Genomic DNA, 18061 nt, shown 5'->3' with positions numbered 1-18061 from the left:
TTTCAGGCGCTCACGCGCTGCCGCGCAGGCCTGATGGCGCTTGCCGCACGGGCCGGAATGACAGCCGCCGGAAGACCCCGGAAGGCCCGAGCGATCGGCAGTGCATTGCCCGCAAGTCCCGCCGCGGCATAGCCCGTGATATCGACCGTCGCGTCGAACCTTTCGATTGCCGGCCATTCCCGGCCCGCTTGCGTGAACGGCGCAAACTGGCGTCCGACCACGACGATCGCGGCGGCGCGGCCGCGGCGACGGGCGAAGGCGATGACGTGCCCGGCGTGCGTGCCGCGCACCTCCAGCTTCTGGTAGTCGCCTCGTGCGAAAACGTCGGCGAGCTCGTTGCGTAGCTTGAAGAGGTGCCGCGTCCAGGCAAGCTTGAGCCGGCCGTCCGGCCAGGTCTTGAGCAGTCCGGTCCAGTCCGGCGCGTCGAGCACCGTCAGCGCGGCGTGGCGTGCGGAAAAATCCACGGGGCGGCGATTGTCGGGATCGACCAGCGACAGGTCCCAGAATTCGCTGCCCTGGTAGAAGTCGGGCACGCCCGGCAGCGTCGCCTTGAGGGTGAGCTGGCTCAGCGAGTTCAGCGCGCCGAGCAGCGCGACGCGGTGCGCCAGCGCTTGCAATGCCTCCAGGAATTCGCCAGACAGCGCGGGATCTAGGATCTTTCCGATGAAGCTCTTGATGCCGCTCTCATAGGCCTCGTGCGGGTTGAGCCAGCTCGTCTCCTCCTTGCCCTCGCGCGCGGCCTTGAGCGCATAGGCCTGGATGCGCTCGACGAAGCTTGCATCAGGCGGTTCCCGCGGCGGCCATGCGCCGAGCAGGGTCTGGTACAGCATGTATTCGAACGTTGCCGAGGGCGCCCGCAGATGGCCGTGGAGCGCAAGATGCGGCGCATTCAACACCTTCCAGCGCGATACCGCGCTGGTCCATTCGCCGGGAATTTCGCTCAGCGCCGCGATCCGGGCGCGGGCGTCCTCGCCGCGCTTGGTGTCGTGGGTGGCGGTCGCCGTCATGCCTTGCGGCCACTCCCTGGCCCGCGCCCGCATCGCCTCGTGGAAGGCGGGAACGGTGAGGCCGGTGCTCGCGGGATCGCCGCCGACCTCGTTCAGCGCCAGCAGGCGGTGGAACTGGTAGAATGCGGTGTCCTCCAGCGACTTCGCCATCATCGGCCCGGTGAACTGCTGCACCTTGAGCGCGAAGCGGCGCACCCGCGGGGTGCTGTGAGGGGGCCGGCCCGGCTTCAGCAGATCCATGGTCAGGGCATCGCGCAGGAAGTCGAAGATGCCTTCGTCCGCGGCGAACCATTCGGCGCGGGCGCGCGCGATGGTGTCGTCGATCAGCTTGCGGTCATGCGCGGTCGCGCCGGCGGTGGTCAGATAGGTGCGATAGACCGGGAAATGCAGCACATAGAGCTCGAGCGCCTGCCGCAGGCTGTCGGCCGAGAAGTCGCGCGTCGAATAATGTCCGTTGGCGATGCGCGCGAGCAGGCGCGTCAGCACGGTGAACTCGCTGGTCAGCAGCGTCTCCAGCACGCGCCGCTTGGCATCCTTGACGTAAGGCGCAAGGCGCGGCGGCCGGTTGCTGATCTGCCGCCACGTCTCGTCCAGCGCCTCCAGCCCCTTGGCGTCGACCAGCACTTGCGTGATGACGTTCATCCACTCGTAGCCGGTGGTGCCCTGGACGCCGGCGAAATGCGGCAGACGCTCGTGCTCGCAGAGGATCTTTTCGATCACAGTATAGAACGGTTCTGTCTTGCCCTGCGCATCGCGCACCAGCCGGCGGAGCCGCTGGCAATATTGCGCGGGATCGCGCAGCCCGTCGATGTGATCGAGACGGATGCCCTGCAATTTGCCGTCGGCGACCAGCTGCTTCACCAGCCGATGCGTTGCGGCGAAGGTGTCGGGGTCCTCGACTCGCAGGCCGGCGAGCCCGTTGACGTCGAAGAAGCGGCGATAGTTGATGTCGCTGGAGGCAAGCCGCCAGTGTCCGAGCTTGTAGTGCTGGCGCTCGAGCAGATGGTGCAGCGCCAGCGTCTGCGCGGGACGGTCCTTGGCGGCACGATAGGCGGCAAGACCGCGATTGATGATGTCGGCGGCGCCCGCGATCTCCTTGAGCTCCGACTTGAAACCCGGCGCCTCCTTGCGATTGGGGCGGCGTAATCCCGTGTAGCGCGCCGCAAGCGCGAGCAGGTGCTTGCCTGCGTCTGTCTCGGCGGCGTCCGCCTCCTTCACGATCACGCGCAGGATTTCGCCATAACGCTCCGGCGCAATCGGCAGGCGATGCTCGAAATACCAGGCGGAAAGACTGCCCTCATCGGCATCGTAGCGCAGCTCGATCTCGCCGTGCTCCAGCGCCTCGCCATAGGAGGAGCCGAGGATCGGCAGCAGCACGCCGCCGCGGGCGCGATGGGGCAAGAGGTCCCAGTCGATATCGAAGGCGACCGCGTGCGGCGAGGCCTGGCCCCATTCGAGCACGTCGAGCCACCAGGGATTGTCGGCGAAGTGCACGCCGACATGGTTGGGTACGAAGTCGATGATGAGGCCGAGATCGTGCTTGGCCAGGGCTTCGCTCAGTCGCGCAAAGCCGGCTTCGCCGCCGAGCTCCGGATTGAGCTGGCCATGGTCAACGGTATCGTAGCCATGGGTCGACCCCTTGCGCGCCTTCATCACCGGCGAGGCATAGAGATGCGTAATCCCGAGCGCCTTCAGGTACGGAATGACTTCGGCGGCCTTGTCGAAGCCGAAATCCGCGGTGAGCTGAAGCCGGTAGGTCGCAACGGGAATGGCGGGAGGCATGTCAACCTCCGAGGCGCCAGACCACCGACCAGGGCGGAATGAGATCGCCGATCACGCCGCCCCAGATCGGCGTGCCCGTGCTGGCATTGGGGGTGATCTCGTGGTCCGACAGATTGGCGGCGAGGTGCAGCGTCGTGCCGTCGCCCATGCGCCAATGTGCGCTGAGCAGACCATTGTCGGCCGCCTCGGCATCACCGAAGCTTGCGCCCTTCAGCCGCGGTACGATCTCCTTGTGGCGGAGCGCGAGCAGGTCACGCACCAACGCGAGCCGCGCATTCTGCTCCGGCGTGCGGCCGGTCCAGTCGAGCACCGCCGATTGCAGTGTTGCCGGATCGAGCGGGTCGGGCACCTCGTCGCCGTATTTCTCATAGGCCCAGGCATATTCCTGCTTGCGGCCCTTGCGGACGGCATCGGCCAATCCGCCCTGGAAATCGCAGAAGAACGGGAAGGGGACCCTCGAGCCCCATTCCTCGCCCTGAAACAGCATCGGCACCATCGGCGCGAGCAGGGTCACGGCGAGCGCCGCCTCGATCTGCTGCGGCGATGCCAGGCTCTCGAGCCGGTCGCCCAGCGGGCGATTGCCGATCTGGTCGTGGTTCTGCAGGAAGTTGACGAAGGTTGCGGGCGGCAACTGGCCGCTCGGCTCGCCGCGTGGCTTCTTGCCCCAGAACTCCGAGATCTCGCCCTGGTAGACGAAGCCCGAGGCCAGCGCGCGGGCGAGGTCCATGCGCGGCGTCTGGTAGTCGGCGTAATAGCCGGCGAGCTCGCCGGTCAGCATCACGTGCCAGACGTGGTGATAATCGTCGTTCCACTGTCCCCGATATTTCCCGTTCGGCGGCTCCTGTGCGGCGTCGAGCAGGCTGGCGCGGTTGTCGCCGTTCTCCAGCACGAGATGGATGTGCCGGCCCGTGGCCTTGGCGAGCTCGCCGGCGGCGACGCTGAGGTCCTGCAGCATCGATTGCTCGCCCGGGACGGCCATGATGTGGTTGGCGGCATCGAGCCTCAGTCCGTCGAAGCGATAGTCGGTCAGCCAGGACAGCGCGTTCTCGACCGCAAAGGCGCGCACCTGCGGCACGCGGTAGTCGATCGTGCTGCCCCAGGGCGTATGCGCATCGGTGAAGAAGCTCGGTGCATAGCGGCCGAGATAATTCCCCTCGGGGCCGAAATGATTGTAGACGACGTCGAGGAACACCATCAGCCCGCGCAGATGGGCCTCGTCGATCAGCGTCTTCAGATCTTCGGGACGGCCATAGGCGCTGTCGGGCGCATACCACAGCACGCCGTCATAACCCCAGCCGCGGCGTCCCGCGAAATCGGCCAGCGGCATCAATTCCAGCGCAGTGATGCCGGTCGCGGCGAGATGATCGAGCTTGTCGATCATGGCGCGGTAGGTGCCTTCGCGCGTGAAGGTGCCGACATGGGTCTCGATAAGTACCGTCTCTTCCCAGGGCCGGCCGCGCCAATCCTGTGCGCGCCAGGCGAAGGCGTCGTGATCGATCACCTCGCTCGGGCCGAACACGTCTTCAGGCTGGAAGGCCGAGGCCGGATCGGGCACGTCGATCTCGTCGTCGATCCTGAATTTGTAGGGGCTGCCAGCGGGGAGACCGGCAATATCGGCCACATACCAGCCATCCTGGCGGCGCTGCATCGCGTGTCTGCGGTCGAGCAGGAGATCGACGCGGCGCGCAGCGGGCGCCCACAACCGGAACGACACGCCGTCTTTCGTTGGCCGCGCCCCGAAGGATGGCCTCATGACGCCCCCGCGAAGGCGAGCACGGAGCGCGGCGGCGCCTTGCTGTCGCTTCCGGACGGGAAGTCGATGGTGTTCAGCTTGGCATCGGTCGTGTTCAGGATCTGCTGCCAGCTCTTGTATTCGGACATTTTGGGCAATTTGAATGCGATCTCTTCGGGGGCGGCGTTCAGGACGATAAAGATCGCGGCGCTGCCGGGTTCCATCGGCCCCATCACATAGGAGAGAAACCGCCCATCCGGGAATGTCCAGTCGCTCTCCGTCATCTCGTTACCTTCAGGCGTCAGCCAAAGTGCGCCGTAGGAGACACCGTCCTTGGGACGGCCGTCGAGCCAGCGATGGCTGCGAAGCTGCGAGAAGCGGCGGCGGATGTCGGCGAGGCCTGAGACGAAGTCGACCATGTCCTCATCATCTTTGCCGAGATTGTCCCAGCCGACCCAGCCGACCTCGTTGTCCTGGCAATACGCGTTGTTGTTGCCGGACTGCGAATTGCCGACCTCGTCGCCCGCCAGGATCAGCGGGACGCCCTGCGCCAACATCAGGCAGGCCAGCACGTTCCTGCGAAGCTGCCGGCGCAGCTCCAGGATTTTCGGATCGTCGGTCGGGCCCTCGACTCCGCAATTGTTGCTGTGGTTGTCGTTGGAGCCGTCGCGATTGTCCTCGCCATTGGCTTCGTTGTGCTTCTCGTTGTAGCTGAAGAGGTCGGCGAGCGTGAAGCCGTCATGCACGGTGATGTGGTTGATGCTGGCGCGCGGCCGCCGTCCGTCGTGGTTGAACAGGTCGGAGGACGCCGTCATGCGGCTGGAGATATCGCCGATCAGGCTGCCTTCGCCACTCCAGTAGCGGCGCATGGCGCTGCGATAGCGGTCGTTCCATTCCGACCATTGCGAGGGGAATGCGCCGACCTGGTAGCCGCCGAGGCCCAGGTCCCAGGGTTCGGCGACGAGCTTGACGGTCGCCAGCACCGGATCCTGGCGAACTGCAGTCAAGAACGAGCTGCCGCGATCAAAACCGTTCGGCCCGCGCGCGAGCGTAGTGGCGAGATCGAAGCGGAAGCCGTCGACATGGCAGACCTCGACCCAGTAGCGCAGGGAGTCCATCACCATCTGCAGCACGCGCGGATGGGTGAGGTTCACGGACGAGCCGCAGCCGGTGAAGTCGTCATAGTAGCGCGGGTTCTCGCGGTTGAGCCAGTAATAGGAGGCATTGTCGATGCCGCGATAGCACAGCGTCGGGCCGAGGTGGTTGCCTTCGGCGGTGTGGTTGTAGACGACGTCGAGCATCACCTCGATGCCGGCATCGTGCAGGCGCGCGACCGTGGTGCGGAAGGAATCGAGCGCATTGTCCTGGGCGTAGCGCGGCTCCGGCGCGAAGAAGGACAGCGTGTTGTAGCCCCAGTAATTGGCGAGTTTCTTTTCGACCAGGATGCGATCGTCGACGAAGCTGTGGATCGGCAGCAGCTCGATCGTGGTGACGCCTAGCTTCTTCAGGTGCTCGATCATCGCCGGCGAGGACAGGCCGCCATAGGTGCCGCGGAGGTTCGGCGGCACGTCGTCCCGCTTCTGCGTCAGGCCCTTGACGTGGGCCTCGTAGATGATGGTGTCCTCCCAGGGGATGTTCGGCCGGATCTCGCGGCGGCCCCAGTTGAAGGTCTCGTCGACCACGACGGCCTTGGGCATGCCGCGTGCATTGTCGCGCCGGTCGAACGACAGATCCTCGCGCGGCGAGCCGGTGCGGTAGGCGAAATGCGCATCGCTCCAGACCAGCCGTCCGGCGAGCCGCTTCGCATAGGGGTCGAGCAGCAGCTTGTTGGCGTTGAAGCGGTGGCCGTGCTCGGGCTCGTAGGGACCGTGCACCCGGTAGCCGTAGAGCTGCCCGGGCGAGACATCGTTGAGATAGCCGTGCCAGACGTCCTCGGTCCTTTCAGGCAGTTCGACGCGCTCGAGCTCGCGGCGGCCTTGCGCGTCGAACAGGCAAAGCTCGACCTTCTGCGCGTTGGCGGAGAACAGCGCAAAATTGGTGCCACGTCCGTCCCAGCTTGCGCCGAGGCGTGCGGGCGATCCGGCGGTCAGGCGCATATGTCAGCTTTCCGGAACGAGGAAGATCGCGGCGAGCGGCGGAATGGTGAGGCGGAGCTCGGGCGTCTTGCCGTCAACGGTCTGGACCTCGCCGATGTTCCCGACATTGCTGCCGCCGTAATGGGCGGAGTCGGAATTGAACACCTCTTTCCACTTGCCGGCCAGGGGCACGGGAACGCGATAGTTGGGGTAGACATTGGGGGAGAAGTTGACGATCACGAGGCACCGCGCGTGCTCGTCAAAGCCCTTGCGCAGCCAGGCGAACACGTTGCGGTTGGCATCGTCCGTGATCAGCCATTCGAAGCCGGCCTGGTCGCAGTCCATCTGATGCAGCGCCGGCACCGCGCGGTAGAGCCGGTTGAGGTCGCGGATCAGCGCCTGGAGGCCGGAATGGCCCTTGTATTCGAGCAGGTGCCAGTCGAGCGACTGGTCGTGATTCCATTCGCTGCTCTGCCCGATCTCGGCGCCCATGAACAGCAGCTTCTTGCCGGGGTGGCCGAACATGAAGCTGTAATAGGCCCGCAAATTCGCAAAGCGCTGCCATTCGTCGCCGGGCATGCGCCCCAGGATCGAACGTTTGCCGTGCACGACCTCGTCGTGCGAGAGCGGCAGGATGAAGTTTTCCGAGAACGCGTAGTGCAGGCCGAACAGGATCTCGCCGTGATGATGCTTGCGGTAGATCGGATCCTTGCTGATGTAGTTCAGCGTGTCGTGCATCCAGCCCATGTTCCACTTGTAGCCGAAGCCGAGCCCGCCGAATTCGACCGGACGCGAGACTTGCGGCCATGCGGTGGATTCTTCCGCGGCCGTGGTCGCCTGCGGGAAGCGGGCAAAGACCTCCGTGTTGAAACGGCGCAGGAAGTTGATCGCCTCGATGTTCTCGCGGCCGCCATACTGGTTCGGAATCCACGCCCCGGCAGGCCGGCTGTAGTCGAGATAGAGCATCGAGGCCACCGCATCGACGCGCAGGCCGTCGATACCGTAGCGCTCCATCCAGAACAGCGCGTTCGACACCAGGAAGTTCGTCACTTCGGTGCGCCCGTAATTGTAGATCAGCGTGCCCCAGTCGAGGTGGCGGCCCTGGAGCGGGTTGGCGTGCTCATAGAGCGCCGTGCCGTCAAAGCTGCCGAGCCCGTGCGGATCGTCGGGAAAATGGCCGGGCACCCAGTCGAGCAGCACGCCGATGCCTTCGCGGTGGCAGGCATCGACGAGGGCGGCGAAATCCTCGGGGCTTCCGAACCGGCTGGTCGGCGCATAGAGCCCGGTCGGCTGATAGCCCCACGAGCCGTCGAACGGATGCTCGCTCACCGGCAGGAATTCGAGATGCGTGAATCCCATGTCGCGGGCATAGGCCGGCAGCTGCTCGGCCAGCTCGCGATAGGTGAGCCATTCATTGTTGCCCTTGCGCCGCCACGAGCCGAGATGGACCTCGTAGATCGACATCGGCGCCGACAGTGCGTTGATGCCGTCGGGCGCAGGACGCGGCCGCGGCAGATGCGCCTCGTCGAACACGATCGAGGCCGTCTTCGGCCGTACTTCGGTTGCAAAGGCCAGCGGATCGGATTTCAGCGGGAGCAGATGGCCGTGCGGGCCGATGATCTCGAACTTGTAATGATCGCCGATCTTCGCATGCGGGATGAAGAGCTCCCAATACCCGCTGCCGCGCACCCGCATCGGATGACGCCGCCCGTCCCAGAAGTTGAAGTCGCCGACCACGGATACGCGCCGCGCATTTGGCGCCAGCACGACGAAGCCGATGCCGTCGACGCCGTCGAGCCGCATCGGGTGCGCCCCGAGCTTGTCGTAGAGGCGCTGGTGGGTGCCTTCGCCGAGCAGATAGAGGTCGAAATCGGTCAGGATCGGCGGGAAGCGGTAGGCATCCTCGAATTCGACGACGTTGTTGCCGAATGTCGCGCGTAGCTGGTAGTGCTTCGAGCCGTTGGGCAGAGCTCCGATGAACAGGCCGGAGTCATGAACGCGGTCGAGCGGTGCGACCTCGCCATGCTCGCCGACCGCCTCGACATTGGAGGCCTCGGGCACGAAGGCGCGCACCACGCTCTTGCCGCCCTCGGGATGCAGCCCGAGATAGTGGAAGGGGTCGGAGTGGCGGCCCTCGATGATCGCGTAGGCTTCGGCTGGCAGTTTAGGCATGGGCTTCGCTCCCGGCACTGGACAGAATGCGAAGCAGTCCGGTCAGCGGCGCATGGAGCCCCTCGGGCCGGTGGGACAGTTCGTACTCTACGTCGTCGAACGCTTGATCAAGCAGGAAAAACCTTAACAGGCCTTGCGCTGCCCGCGGATCTTTCGGCCATAGCCGCCGGTCGGTCATGGCCTCGCGATAGGCGTGCAGGAACGTCGCGGTGGCGCGTTCGCGCCATTCACCGAGCGCGGCTGCAAGCCGGTCCTGTTCGTCGGTCCCGCCGCCCGCGAGCACCCGGTTGAGGGCGACGTTAACCGAAAGATCAATCGAGCGGATCAGGCCGGCGACGTCGCGTGCGGCCGGCAGCTTGCGCCGCTTGTCGGCCAGCGGCCGGCGCGGATTGCCGTCGAAGTCGATGATGAAGATGTCGTCCTTCACGATCAGAGTTTGCCCCAGGCGGAAGTCGCCATGATGACGGATGTTCAACCCGCCGATGGCGGAAGGCAATAGTGCATTGAGGTGGTCCGGCAGGGCCGCGCGCGCTGCGCCGAGCTGGTCGATCAGCGGCCGGTCCGTCTCCCGCAGGCTGTCGCGGCTCTCAGCAAGGCGTTCGAACACCCGCTCGGCGCGCGCCTTGAGGTCGGAGATCCAGCGCCTGGCGTGTTCGGAGCCGATCGGCTCTGGAGCGAGGTTGTCCGGCTTTGCCGCGGCCAGGGCGACATGCAGCTCGGCGAGCCGCCGGCCGATCTGCGCGATGAAGTGCAGGTAGGGCGCCTGCTCCTGGGTCTCGCGCGGCCTTTCGCCCGCGGACAAGAGCCGCTGTTCGTCGATATAGCGATCGAGATAACCGGTGGTCACGGCCCAGCCGTCGCCCTGGTTCTCGACAAAGGCATGCAGCACGCCGAGCGCGCTGCGGTGATCGCCCTCGACCAGCTCGACGCTGCCGAGCAACGCCGGCGTATTGGCGAAGCGGACCACTTCCGTGAGGTAGTGGCCGATCTCGATCTCGGGACTGGTGCCGGTTTCAAGCTGCCGATGGATCTTGACGACATACTGGTTGTCCACGAGCGCGGTGCTGTTGGACTGCTCGATCGCGCGGATGCGTTCAGGCTCCTTGATGGTGTAGTCGGCGAACCGGCTGGTCGCCTTGAACTCCAGCCGCAGATTGTTCTCGTCTACCACCAGGTTTTGCGACAGACCCCGCAGGAACAGGCCGATGAAGATCGGCTCGGTCGCGACGTCGAGCAGCGTGCCCTCGCGCGCACCCTGGCGCACGGCGGCGAGCGCCTTCGGGTTGAAGCGTTCGCGGTCGAAGCGTACCCATTCGATCTGCAGCGGCAGCACGTAGCGCGTCGTGACGTCGTCCCGCGTGGTCTCGAAGAACGCGATCCAGGGCCTGTTGTCGCCGATATCGCTGAAAGGCACGGCCGAGGTCAGCGCTGTCTGGATGTGCTTGGGATTGTGCTCCGGATACCAGCGTGTCCTTGCCAAGAATCCCGGCAGCACGTCGCGCTCGAACACGCCGCGCTCGCGTGCCAGCGACACCCAGTTCGAATTGACCGGCACGACCAGGGTCTCGAACTCCGGCACCGCGCGCGGCGTCACCGGCTCGGACTTGTCGCGCTCGGTGAGGTGGAACCAGTAGAAACCGTAGGGTCCCAGCGTGATCATGTAGGGCAATTCGCCGATCGCCGGGAATCGGGTCCGGCCGAGCATCTCCTGCGGGATGCGGTCCTTCCAGGGCGACAGATCGAGCTCGGTCGCCTGCGCGGCGCGCGAGAGATTGGCGACGCAGAGGATGACTTCGTCGCGATACTGCCGGACATAGGCCAGCACGGCGCGATTGGCCGGGCGGATGAAGGTCATGGAGCCGCGGCCGAAGGCCAGCGTCGACTTGCGCACCGAGATCAGCCGCTTGGTGGCGCTGAGCAGCGAGGACAGGCTGCGCGACTGCGCCTCGACGTTCACTGATTCATAGCCGTAGACGGGATCCATGATCAGCGGCGCGTAGAGCCGGGCGGGGTCGCAGCGCGAGAAGCCGCCGTTGCGGTCCGGGCTCCATTGCATCGGCGTGCGCACGCCGTTGCGGTCGCCGAGATAGATGTTGTCGCCCATCCCGATCTCGTCGCCGTAGTAGATGATCGGCGTGCCCGGGAAGGACAGCAGCAGCGAGTTCATCAGCTCGATCTTGCGGCGGTCGTTGTCCATCAGCGGCGCGAGCCGCCGCCGGATGCCGACATTGATGCGGGCGCGCGGATCGTTGGCGTAGGTGGTCCAGAGATAGTCGCGCTCGACGTCGGTGACCATCTCCAGCGTCAGCTCGTCATGATTGCGCAGGAACAGCGCCCATTGGCAGCTCGCCGGGATGTCCGGCGTCTGGCGCAGGATGTCGGTGATCGGGAAGCGGTCCTCCTGCGCGATCGCCATGTAGATGCGCGGCATCAGCGGGAAGTGATAGGCCATGTGGCATTCGTCGCCGCGGCCGAAATATTCCTGCACGTCCTCCGGCCATTGATTGGCTTCGGCGAGCAGCAGCTTGCCCTTGGAGTACGCATCCAATTCCTGGCGCAGGCGCTTGATGATGGCATGCGTCTCGGGAAGGTTCTCGTTCGAGGTGCCCTCGCGCTCGCAGAGATAGGGAATTGCGTCCAGCCGGAAGCCGTCGACGCCGGCGTCGAGCCAGCGCTTCATCACCTGGATGATGGCGCTGACCACGCGCGGATTGTCGAAATTGAGGTCGGGCTGATGCGAGAAGAAGCGGTGCCAGTAGAAGGCGCCGGCCTCCGGATCCCAGGTCCAGTTCGACTTCTCGGTGTCGGTGAAGATGATGCGGGTGCCCTGGTATTTCTGGTCGGTGTCGCTCCAGACATACCAGTTGCGGGCGCTCGAGCCCGGATGGCTGCGGCGCGCACGCTTGAACCATTTGTGCTGATCGGAGGTGTGGTTGACGACCAGCTCGGTGATGACCCGCAGACCGCGCTTCTGCGCCTCCTGGATGAAGCGCTTGAAGTCCTTCATCGTCCCGAAATCGGGATTGACCGCGCCGTAGTCGGCGATGTCGTAGCCGTCGTCGCGGCCAGGCGAGGGATAGAACGGCAGCAGCCACAACGCGGTGACGCCGAGCTCCTGGAGATAGGGCAACTTCTCGGTCAGGCCGGCGAAGTCGCCGATGCCGTCATTGTTGCTGTCGGCAAAGGCCTTGACGTGGAGCTGGTAGATGATCGCGTCCTTGTACCAGAGCTCATCCACGACCTCGGCAGCCTCAGCCTTCTTGGTGTCGACGGAAGACAGAACATTCATGGCGTGACCCCTTACGCCAGGCAGCGGAACAAAAGCGCCGGATCGCGGTCGGGATCGATACGCAACCTGATCCCGCCCCACATGATGCGCGACTGTTCGCCGGTGAGGAGGTTTTCGAGTGCCGTCACATGGTGTCGTTCTCCGCCGGCGTCAACGGTGACGTCGCCGAGCGGCAGCCAGAATTCGCGCGCATGGCGCGAGAGCGCAATCACGACCACGACGGTGTTGGCTGAATCGGCCGCCTTCTTGGCGAAGGCGATCGTCTCGCCGTCCTCGATATTGAGGAAGCGCAAGTTCTCCGTCTGCTGGAGTGCCGCATTGTCGTTGCGGATGCGGTTGAGCGCTGCGATGGACGGCTTGATGTTGCCGGGCGCGTCCCAGTTGCGCTGCTTGATCCGGTATTTTTCGGAATCGAGATATTCCTCGCGGCCGGGAACCGCCTCGTGCTCCAGCAGCTCGAATCCGCTGTAGATGCCGTAATTGCCCGACAACGTCGCGGCCAGCGCGAGCCGCGATTTGAACATCCAGGGCTCGCCACTCTGCAGATGATAAGGCAAGAGGTCTGCGGTGTTGACGAACAGGTTCGCCCGATGGAGGTCCCGCTCGGGATAACCGGTCAGCTCGCCGAGATACTGTTCCAACTCTCCCTTCGTCGTGCGCCAGGGGAAATAGCTGAAGGACTGCGCGAAGCCGAGCTTGGCGAGGCCCTTCATCAGCTTCGGCCGCGCAAATGTCTTGGAGAACAGGATCACCTCGGGATGCCGGCGGCGGATGTCGCCGATCAGCCACTCCCAGAACGGAAGCGGTGCGGTGTCGTGATTGTCGATCGCGAAGATGGTGACACCATGGTCGATCCAGAACAGCATGGCGTCGCGAAAGGCGTTCCACAGCCCGGCGCGATCGACGGAGCCGAAATCGGGGATGACGATGTCCGAATAGGGGCGGTCCGCGGTCCGCACCGAGCGGTCCGGCCGCCATTTGAACCATTCCGGATGCTGCGTCAGCCAGGGATGGTCCGGCGAGCACTGCACTGCGAAGTCGAGCGCGAGCTCGAGCCCGTACTCGAGGCATGTGGCGACCAGCGCGCGAAAGTCCTCGATCGTGCCGAGCTCGGGATGCAGCGCATCGTGCCCGCCCTCGGCGGTGCCGATCGCATAGGGCGAGCCGGGATCGCCCTCGCTCGCCACCGGCGCGTCGTTACGGCCCTTGCGGCGAGTGCGTCCAACGGGGTGGATCGGCGTGAAGTAGAGCACGTCAAAGCCCATGGCGGCGATATCGGGGACGCGCGCAATGCAGTCGCGCAGTGTGCCGTGCTGGCCCGGGACCTCGCTCTGGCTGCGCGGCATCATCTGGTACCAGGCGCCGAAGCGTGCCTTGTTGCGGTCGACGATCAGCGGGAAGAGCGGCGAGCGCGTCAGGTCGGGCCGCGACTGGCTCTCGGCCATGGCTTCACCAAGCTCGGCCGCCAGCAGCGGGGTGACGTCGCCGCTCTGGAGGTAGTCTTCGCATCGCCTGATGATGATCGCTGCGGCGTCCTGACGCGCGACATGCGCCTTGGTCAGGAGGCCGGCCCCCTCGATCGCATCGAGGCTGACATCGGCCCCTGTACGCCGCTTGCGCGCGATCGCGTGCGACCAGGTCGCGAACTCGTCGGTCCAGGCTTCGATCGCATAGACATATTGGCCGGGCTCAGCGGGCGTGAACGCGCCGGACCAGCGGTCATTGCCGTGATGGGTCATAGGGTCGCTCTGCCATTCGCGGTCCTGCTCGCGGCGCCAGATCAGCGCAGCGGCGATCACCGCGTCGCCGTCGCGGTAGATGTCGGCCCAGACCTCGACCCGCTCGCCCGCGATCCGCTTCACGGCGAAGCGGCCGCCGTCGACCAGGGGATAGACGTCTTCAATGAGGAAAGCGCTGCCGGCTGCGGCACTCTCGACAGTTTGAATTGTCTTGTTCACGGTGATGCCATTGACAAGAAAGCAGGAGCCCGTTTCCCTTGTCGGGAACCCACGCTTGGTACCACTATAGAAAGCCGCTTGTGTGTCATTGGTTCCCTGCGGAACGGCAAGCGCAGTTTGCGAGTTACCCCTGACTAACCTCTTCCGTGACCTCGTTAAAATCCCTGCCCCCGGCCAAATCATGGCCTGCAAGCTGCGTGCCGTATGGATCTTTTAGCTCAAGCCCGGATCAAGGGCGTTCAGTCCGAATTCGTCGACGCCCTCGGCAAGCTGCGGGTCACCGCGCCCGAGGCGCTCAAATCCATCCTCGACGCGCTGCCGGAGAAGCGGGTCTACCGTTTCGTCAGCGGGCCTGTCGTGGTGCGCGCCCTGGGGCATCCGCGCACTGAACTAGCGGCAACCGGGACGCCGCCCTTGCAATGGAAGATCGTCGGCAACGGCAATGTGATCGCGCAAGGTGAAGCGCGCGAGCCGGTCATTGCCTGGCCAGCCGCCCTGCCGCTCGGCTATCACCGCCTGATGCTGACCGATGCCGGAGGCGTGAGCGAAGATGTGCCGATGATCGTGGCGCCCGAGCGCGCCTTCGGCGGCGATTTCGATCGCGGCTGGCTGCTCGCCGTGCAGCTCTACAGCGTCCGCTCGGACCGCAATTGGGGCATCGGCGATTTCACCGACCTCGCCGGTCTCCTCCGGCTGGCCAAGCAACTCGGTGCCGACGGTGTCGGCCTCAATCCGCTGCACGTGTTGTTCGACGATCAGCCCGCCGATTGCAGCCCCTATTCGCCGAATAGCCGGCTGTTTCTCAATCCGCTCTATATCGACGTCGAGGCGATCCCGGAATTTTCCGCCGATCTCGTCCCCGATGTGGCCGCGACCGCCGCGCGGCTGCGCGAAGGCGACCGCGTGCCCTATGCCGACATGGCGGCGCTGAAATGGCTGGCTTTGCGCGCGGCCTTCAACAGCTTCGTGACCGGCGCGAGCGCGGCGCGCCGCAAGGACTTTGATGCCTTCCGCGCCGCTCGCGCGCCGCTGTTGTCCCGCTTTGCCTGTTTCGAGGTGCTGCGCCATCGCTTCAACCGGCCATGGTGGGAATGGCCGACCGAATGGCAACGGCCGGACGAAGCCAAATGCGCCGAGCTGCGCAACGGGCCTGATAAGCGCGCGGTCGAGTTCGTCGAATTCGTGCAATGGACGGCCGACAGCCAGTTGCATGCCGCCAAGGAGCTGGCCGGCCAGCTCGGCATGCGCGTCGGTCTCTATCTCGACGTCGCCGTCGGCGTGCAGTCCAACGGCTTCGATGCCTGGAACGAGCAGACCGCGATTTCCCGCCACCTCGCGGTCGGCGCGCCGCCCGACGTGCTCAACACTGTCGGCCAGGACTGGGGCCTTGCCGGCTTCAACGCCGGCGGCCTGGAGGCGCAATCCTTCGTGCCGTTCGCCGACATGCTGGCGGCCTCGATGCGCCATGCCGGCGCCATCAGGCTCGATCACGTGCTCGGCTTGAAGCGGCTCTATCTGGTGCCGCGCGGCTTCAAGCCGGACAACGGCGCCTACGTGCAGATGCCCTTCGAGGCGCTGCTCGCCGCGGTGGTGCGCGAGAGCGCGGCCCACAAATGCATCGTGATCGGTGAGGACCTCGGCACTGTGCCGGAAGGCTTTCGCGAGACCATGCAGGATTTCGGCATCTGGTCCTATCTCGTCATGATGTTCGAGCGCGACGAGACCGGCCGCTTTCGCAACGTCGAGCATTACCGGCCCAATGCGCTCGTCGCGCTGAACACGCATGATTTGTCGACCTATGCGGGCTGGCGCTCCTTCGGTGACCTCAAGATGAAGCGCTCGCTCGGGCTCGATCCCGGGGAGAACGACCAGGCCCGCTGGGATGCGCTGGGCAGGCTCGACGAGATCTTGCGGCAGAACGGCATCAATGCCAACGACCTCTATTCGGTGCTCGCCTTCCTGTCGCGCACGCCCTCGCGCCTGCTCGCGGTGTCCATGGAAGATCTGCTCGGCGTGGTCGACCAGCCCAACATTCCGGGCACGATCGACGAGCATCCGAACTGGCGCCAGCGCCTTCCCGTCGCGCTCGACAGGATCGCCTCGAAGATCGATCTCACGGCCTTGCGAGCGGCGACGCGGGAACGTTCGCTGACCGGCGGGGGTTGATCGGGCGGGGATTTTTCAGGCTCGCACGACATTGACGCAAAGGATCGAGGACTATGCGCTGATCGGCGATTGCGAGACCGCGGCGCTGGTCGGGCGCAACGGCTCGATCGACTGGCTGTGCTGGCCCGCCTTCGATTCCGACGCCTGCTTTGCCGCGATCCTCGGCAACCACAGGAATGGCCGCTGGCTGATCGCGCCAAGCGAGGACGTCACCGCGATCTCGCGCCGCTATCTCGGCAATACCCTCATCCTTGAAACTCGCTTTGAGACGAAGAGCGGCACCGTCGCGTTGATCGACTTCATGCCGCCGCGCGGCAGGGCGTCCGACATCGTGCGTCTGGTTCGCGGCATCAGCGGCAGCGTGAAGATGCGGATGGAGCTCGTCATCCGCTTCGGTTTCGGCGTGGACATTCCCTGGGTGCGGCGCATCGACCACGCCCTGCTGGCGGTCGCAGGGCAAGACATGACGGTGCTCCGTACGCCGGTCGAGACCCGCGGCGAGGATCTGACCACGGTGTCGGACTTCGAGGTGAGGGCAGGCGAGACCATTCCCTTCGTGATGACCTACGGCCCCTCGCATCTTGAGCCGCCCGGGCCGATCGATCCTGAGGTCGCGCTCAAGGAGACCGAGAATTTCTGGCAGGACTGGTGCCGCCGTTACACCCGCGACGGCGATTACCACGATCTCATCCTGCGCTCGCTGATCACGCTGAAGGCGCTGACCTTCGGCCCCACCGGCGGCATCGTCGCGGCGCCCACCACCTCGCTGCCGGAAAAGCTCGGCGGCAGCAGGAATTGGGACTACCGCTTCTGCTGGCTGCGCGATGCCACCTTCACGCTGCTGGCGCTGATGAACTCGGGCTACACCGAGGAGGCCTCGGCCTGGCACAATTGGCTGCTGCGTGCGGCCGCCGGCTCGCCGTCCAACATGCAAATCATGTACGGCATCTGGGGCCAGCGCCGGCTGCTCGAATGGGAGGCGGGCTGGCTTGACGGCTACGAGGGCGCGCGGCCGGTGCGTGTCGGCAACGCCGCGCATGCGCAGCTCCAGCTCGACGTCTACGGCGAACTGATCGACGCCTTCCACCAGTCGCGCATGGCGAGACTGAAGCTCGACGAGGAAAGCTGGGCGCTGGAATGCGCGGTGCTCAACCATCTCGCCGAGGTCTGGGATCGGCCCGATCACGGCATCTGGGAGCGGCGTGGGCAGCCCCGGCACTACGTGTTCTCAAAGGTGATGACCTGGGTCGCCTTCGACCGCGGCATCAAGAGCGCCGAGACCTTTGGCTTCAAGGCGCCGCTGCTGCATTGGCGTGCGTTGCGCGAAGCCATTCATCGCGACGTTTGCAACAACGGTTTTGACGCGGAGGAGAACGCCTTCATCGAGTCCTACGGCTCGAAACTGCTCGATGCCAGCGTGCTGCTGCTGCCGGCGGTCGGCTTTCTGCCGGCGGAGGACCCGCGCATCCGTGGCACCATCGCCGCCGTCGAGACATGCTTGATGCGCGACGGTTTCGTGCTGCGGCACGATCCGCGCGAGCTGGCTGCAGGACAGCCGCCGCTCGAGGGCGCGTTCCTGGCGTGCAGCCTGTGGCTGGCTGACGCCCATGTGCTGTCAGGCAATCTCGACAAGGCGCAGGAATTGTTCGATCGCGTGGTCGGGGTCGCGAACGATGTCGGGCTCCTCGCCGAAGAATACGACTCCGCGGCCCGCCGCCAGAGCGGCAACTTCCCGCAGGCGCTGACCCACATCGCGCTGATCAACACCGCGCACAATCTGTCGGCGGCAAGACGGAAGAGTGAGAAGCCGGCGATGCAGCGGTCGCAGTAGATCGGCGCGGCAGGTTCTTCACCTCTCCCCGCTGGGGAGAGGTAGACAT

Annotated in this window: 8 protein-coding genes; 2 read left to right on the top strand and 6 right to left on the bottom strand. The window is 65.4% G+C overall.

Features of this window, described 5'->3' with window-relative positions; translation table 11 throughout:
• Positions 1–2 precede the first annotated feature (2 nt).
• The 6 genes from treY to ACNJYB_RS29995 are packed head-to-tail and all read right to left on the bottom strand — an operon-like array spanning position 3 to position 14015.
• Complete coding sequence (gene treY / locus ACNJYB_RS30020) at positions 3–2789, bottom strand: malto-oligosyltrehalose synthase (RefSeq protein WP_439370165.1); 2787 nt, start codon at positions 2787–2789, stop codon at positions 3–5.
• 1 nt (position 2790) lies between these two features.
• Entirely contained in the window at positions 2791–4542 is a 1752-nt protein-coding gene (treZ, locus tag ACNJYB_RS30015) for a malto-oligosyltrehalose trehalohydrolase (RefSeq protein WP_439370164.1), read from the bottom strand.
• Complete coding sequence (gene glgX / locus ACNJYB_RS30010; RefSeq protein WP_439370163.1) at positions 4539–6617, bottom strand: glycogen debranching protein GlgX; 2079 nt, start codon at positions 6615–6617, stop codon at positions 4539–4541. Before glgX ends, treZ begins: the two co-directional genes overlap by 4 nt.
• Before the next feature lie 3 nt (positions 6618–6620).
• Positions 6621–8768, bottom strand: a complete 2148-nt coding sequence (gene glgB / locus ACNJYB_RS30005; RefSeq protein ID WP_439370162.1) for a 1,4-alpha-glucan branching protein GlgB — start codon at positions 8766–8768, stop codon at positions 6621–6623.
• A complete protein-coding gene (treS, locus tag ACNJYB_RS30000) occupies positions 8761–12057 on the bottom strand; it encodes a maltose alpha-D-glucosyltransferase (RefSeq protein WP_439370161.1) in 3297 nt (1098 codons plus the stop codon). Before treS ends, glgB begins: the two co-directional genes overlap by 8 nt.
• An 11-nt stretch (positions 12058–12068) precedes the next feature.
• Positions 12069–14015 (bottom strand): maltotransferase domain-containing protein, encoded by a 1947-nt coding sequence (locus ACNJYB_RS29995; protein WP_439370160.1) that lies wholly within the window; start codon positions 14013–14015, stop codon positions 12069–12071.
• Positions 14016–14219: 204 nt separating this feature from the next.
• Here ACNJYB_RS29995 and malQ point away from each other — a divergent pair, with 204 nt between their 5' ends.
• Both malQ and ACNJYB_RS29985 read left to right on the top strand, forming a co-directional pair.
• Positions 14220–16181: a 4-alpha-glucanotransferase gene (malQ, locus tag ACNJYB_RS29990; RefSeq protein WP_439370159.1), complete on the top strand. Its 1962-nt coding sequence runs from the start codon at positions 14220–14222 to the stop codon at positions 16179–16181.
• A gap of 31 nt (positions 16182–16212) precedes the next feature.
• Positions 16213–18012: a glycoside hydrolase family 15 protein gene (locus ACNJYB_RS29985; RefSeq protein ID WP_439370158.1), complete on the top strand. Its 1800-nt coding sequence runs from the start codon at positions 16213–16215 to the stop codon at positions 18010–18012.
• The last annotated feature ends 49 nt before the right edge of the window (positions 18013–18061 follow it).

It is taken from the genome of Bradyrhizobium sp. SMVTL-02, assembly GCF_051853005.1.
Classification (GTDB): domain Bacteria; phylum Pseudomonadota; class Alphaproteobacteria; order Rhizobiales; family Xanthobacteraceae; genus Bradyrhizobium.
Note: the sequence above shows the minus strand (reverse complement) of the source record. Positions and strands in the feature narration are given on the sequence as shown.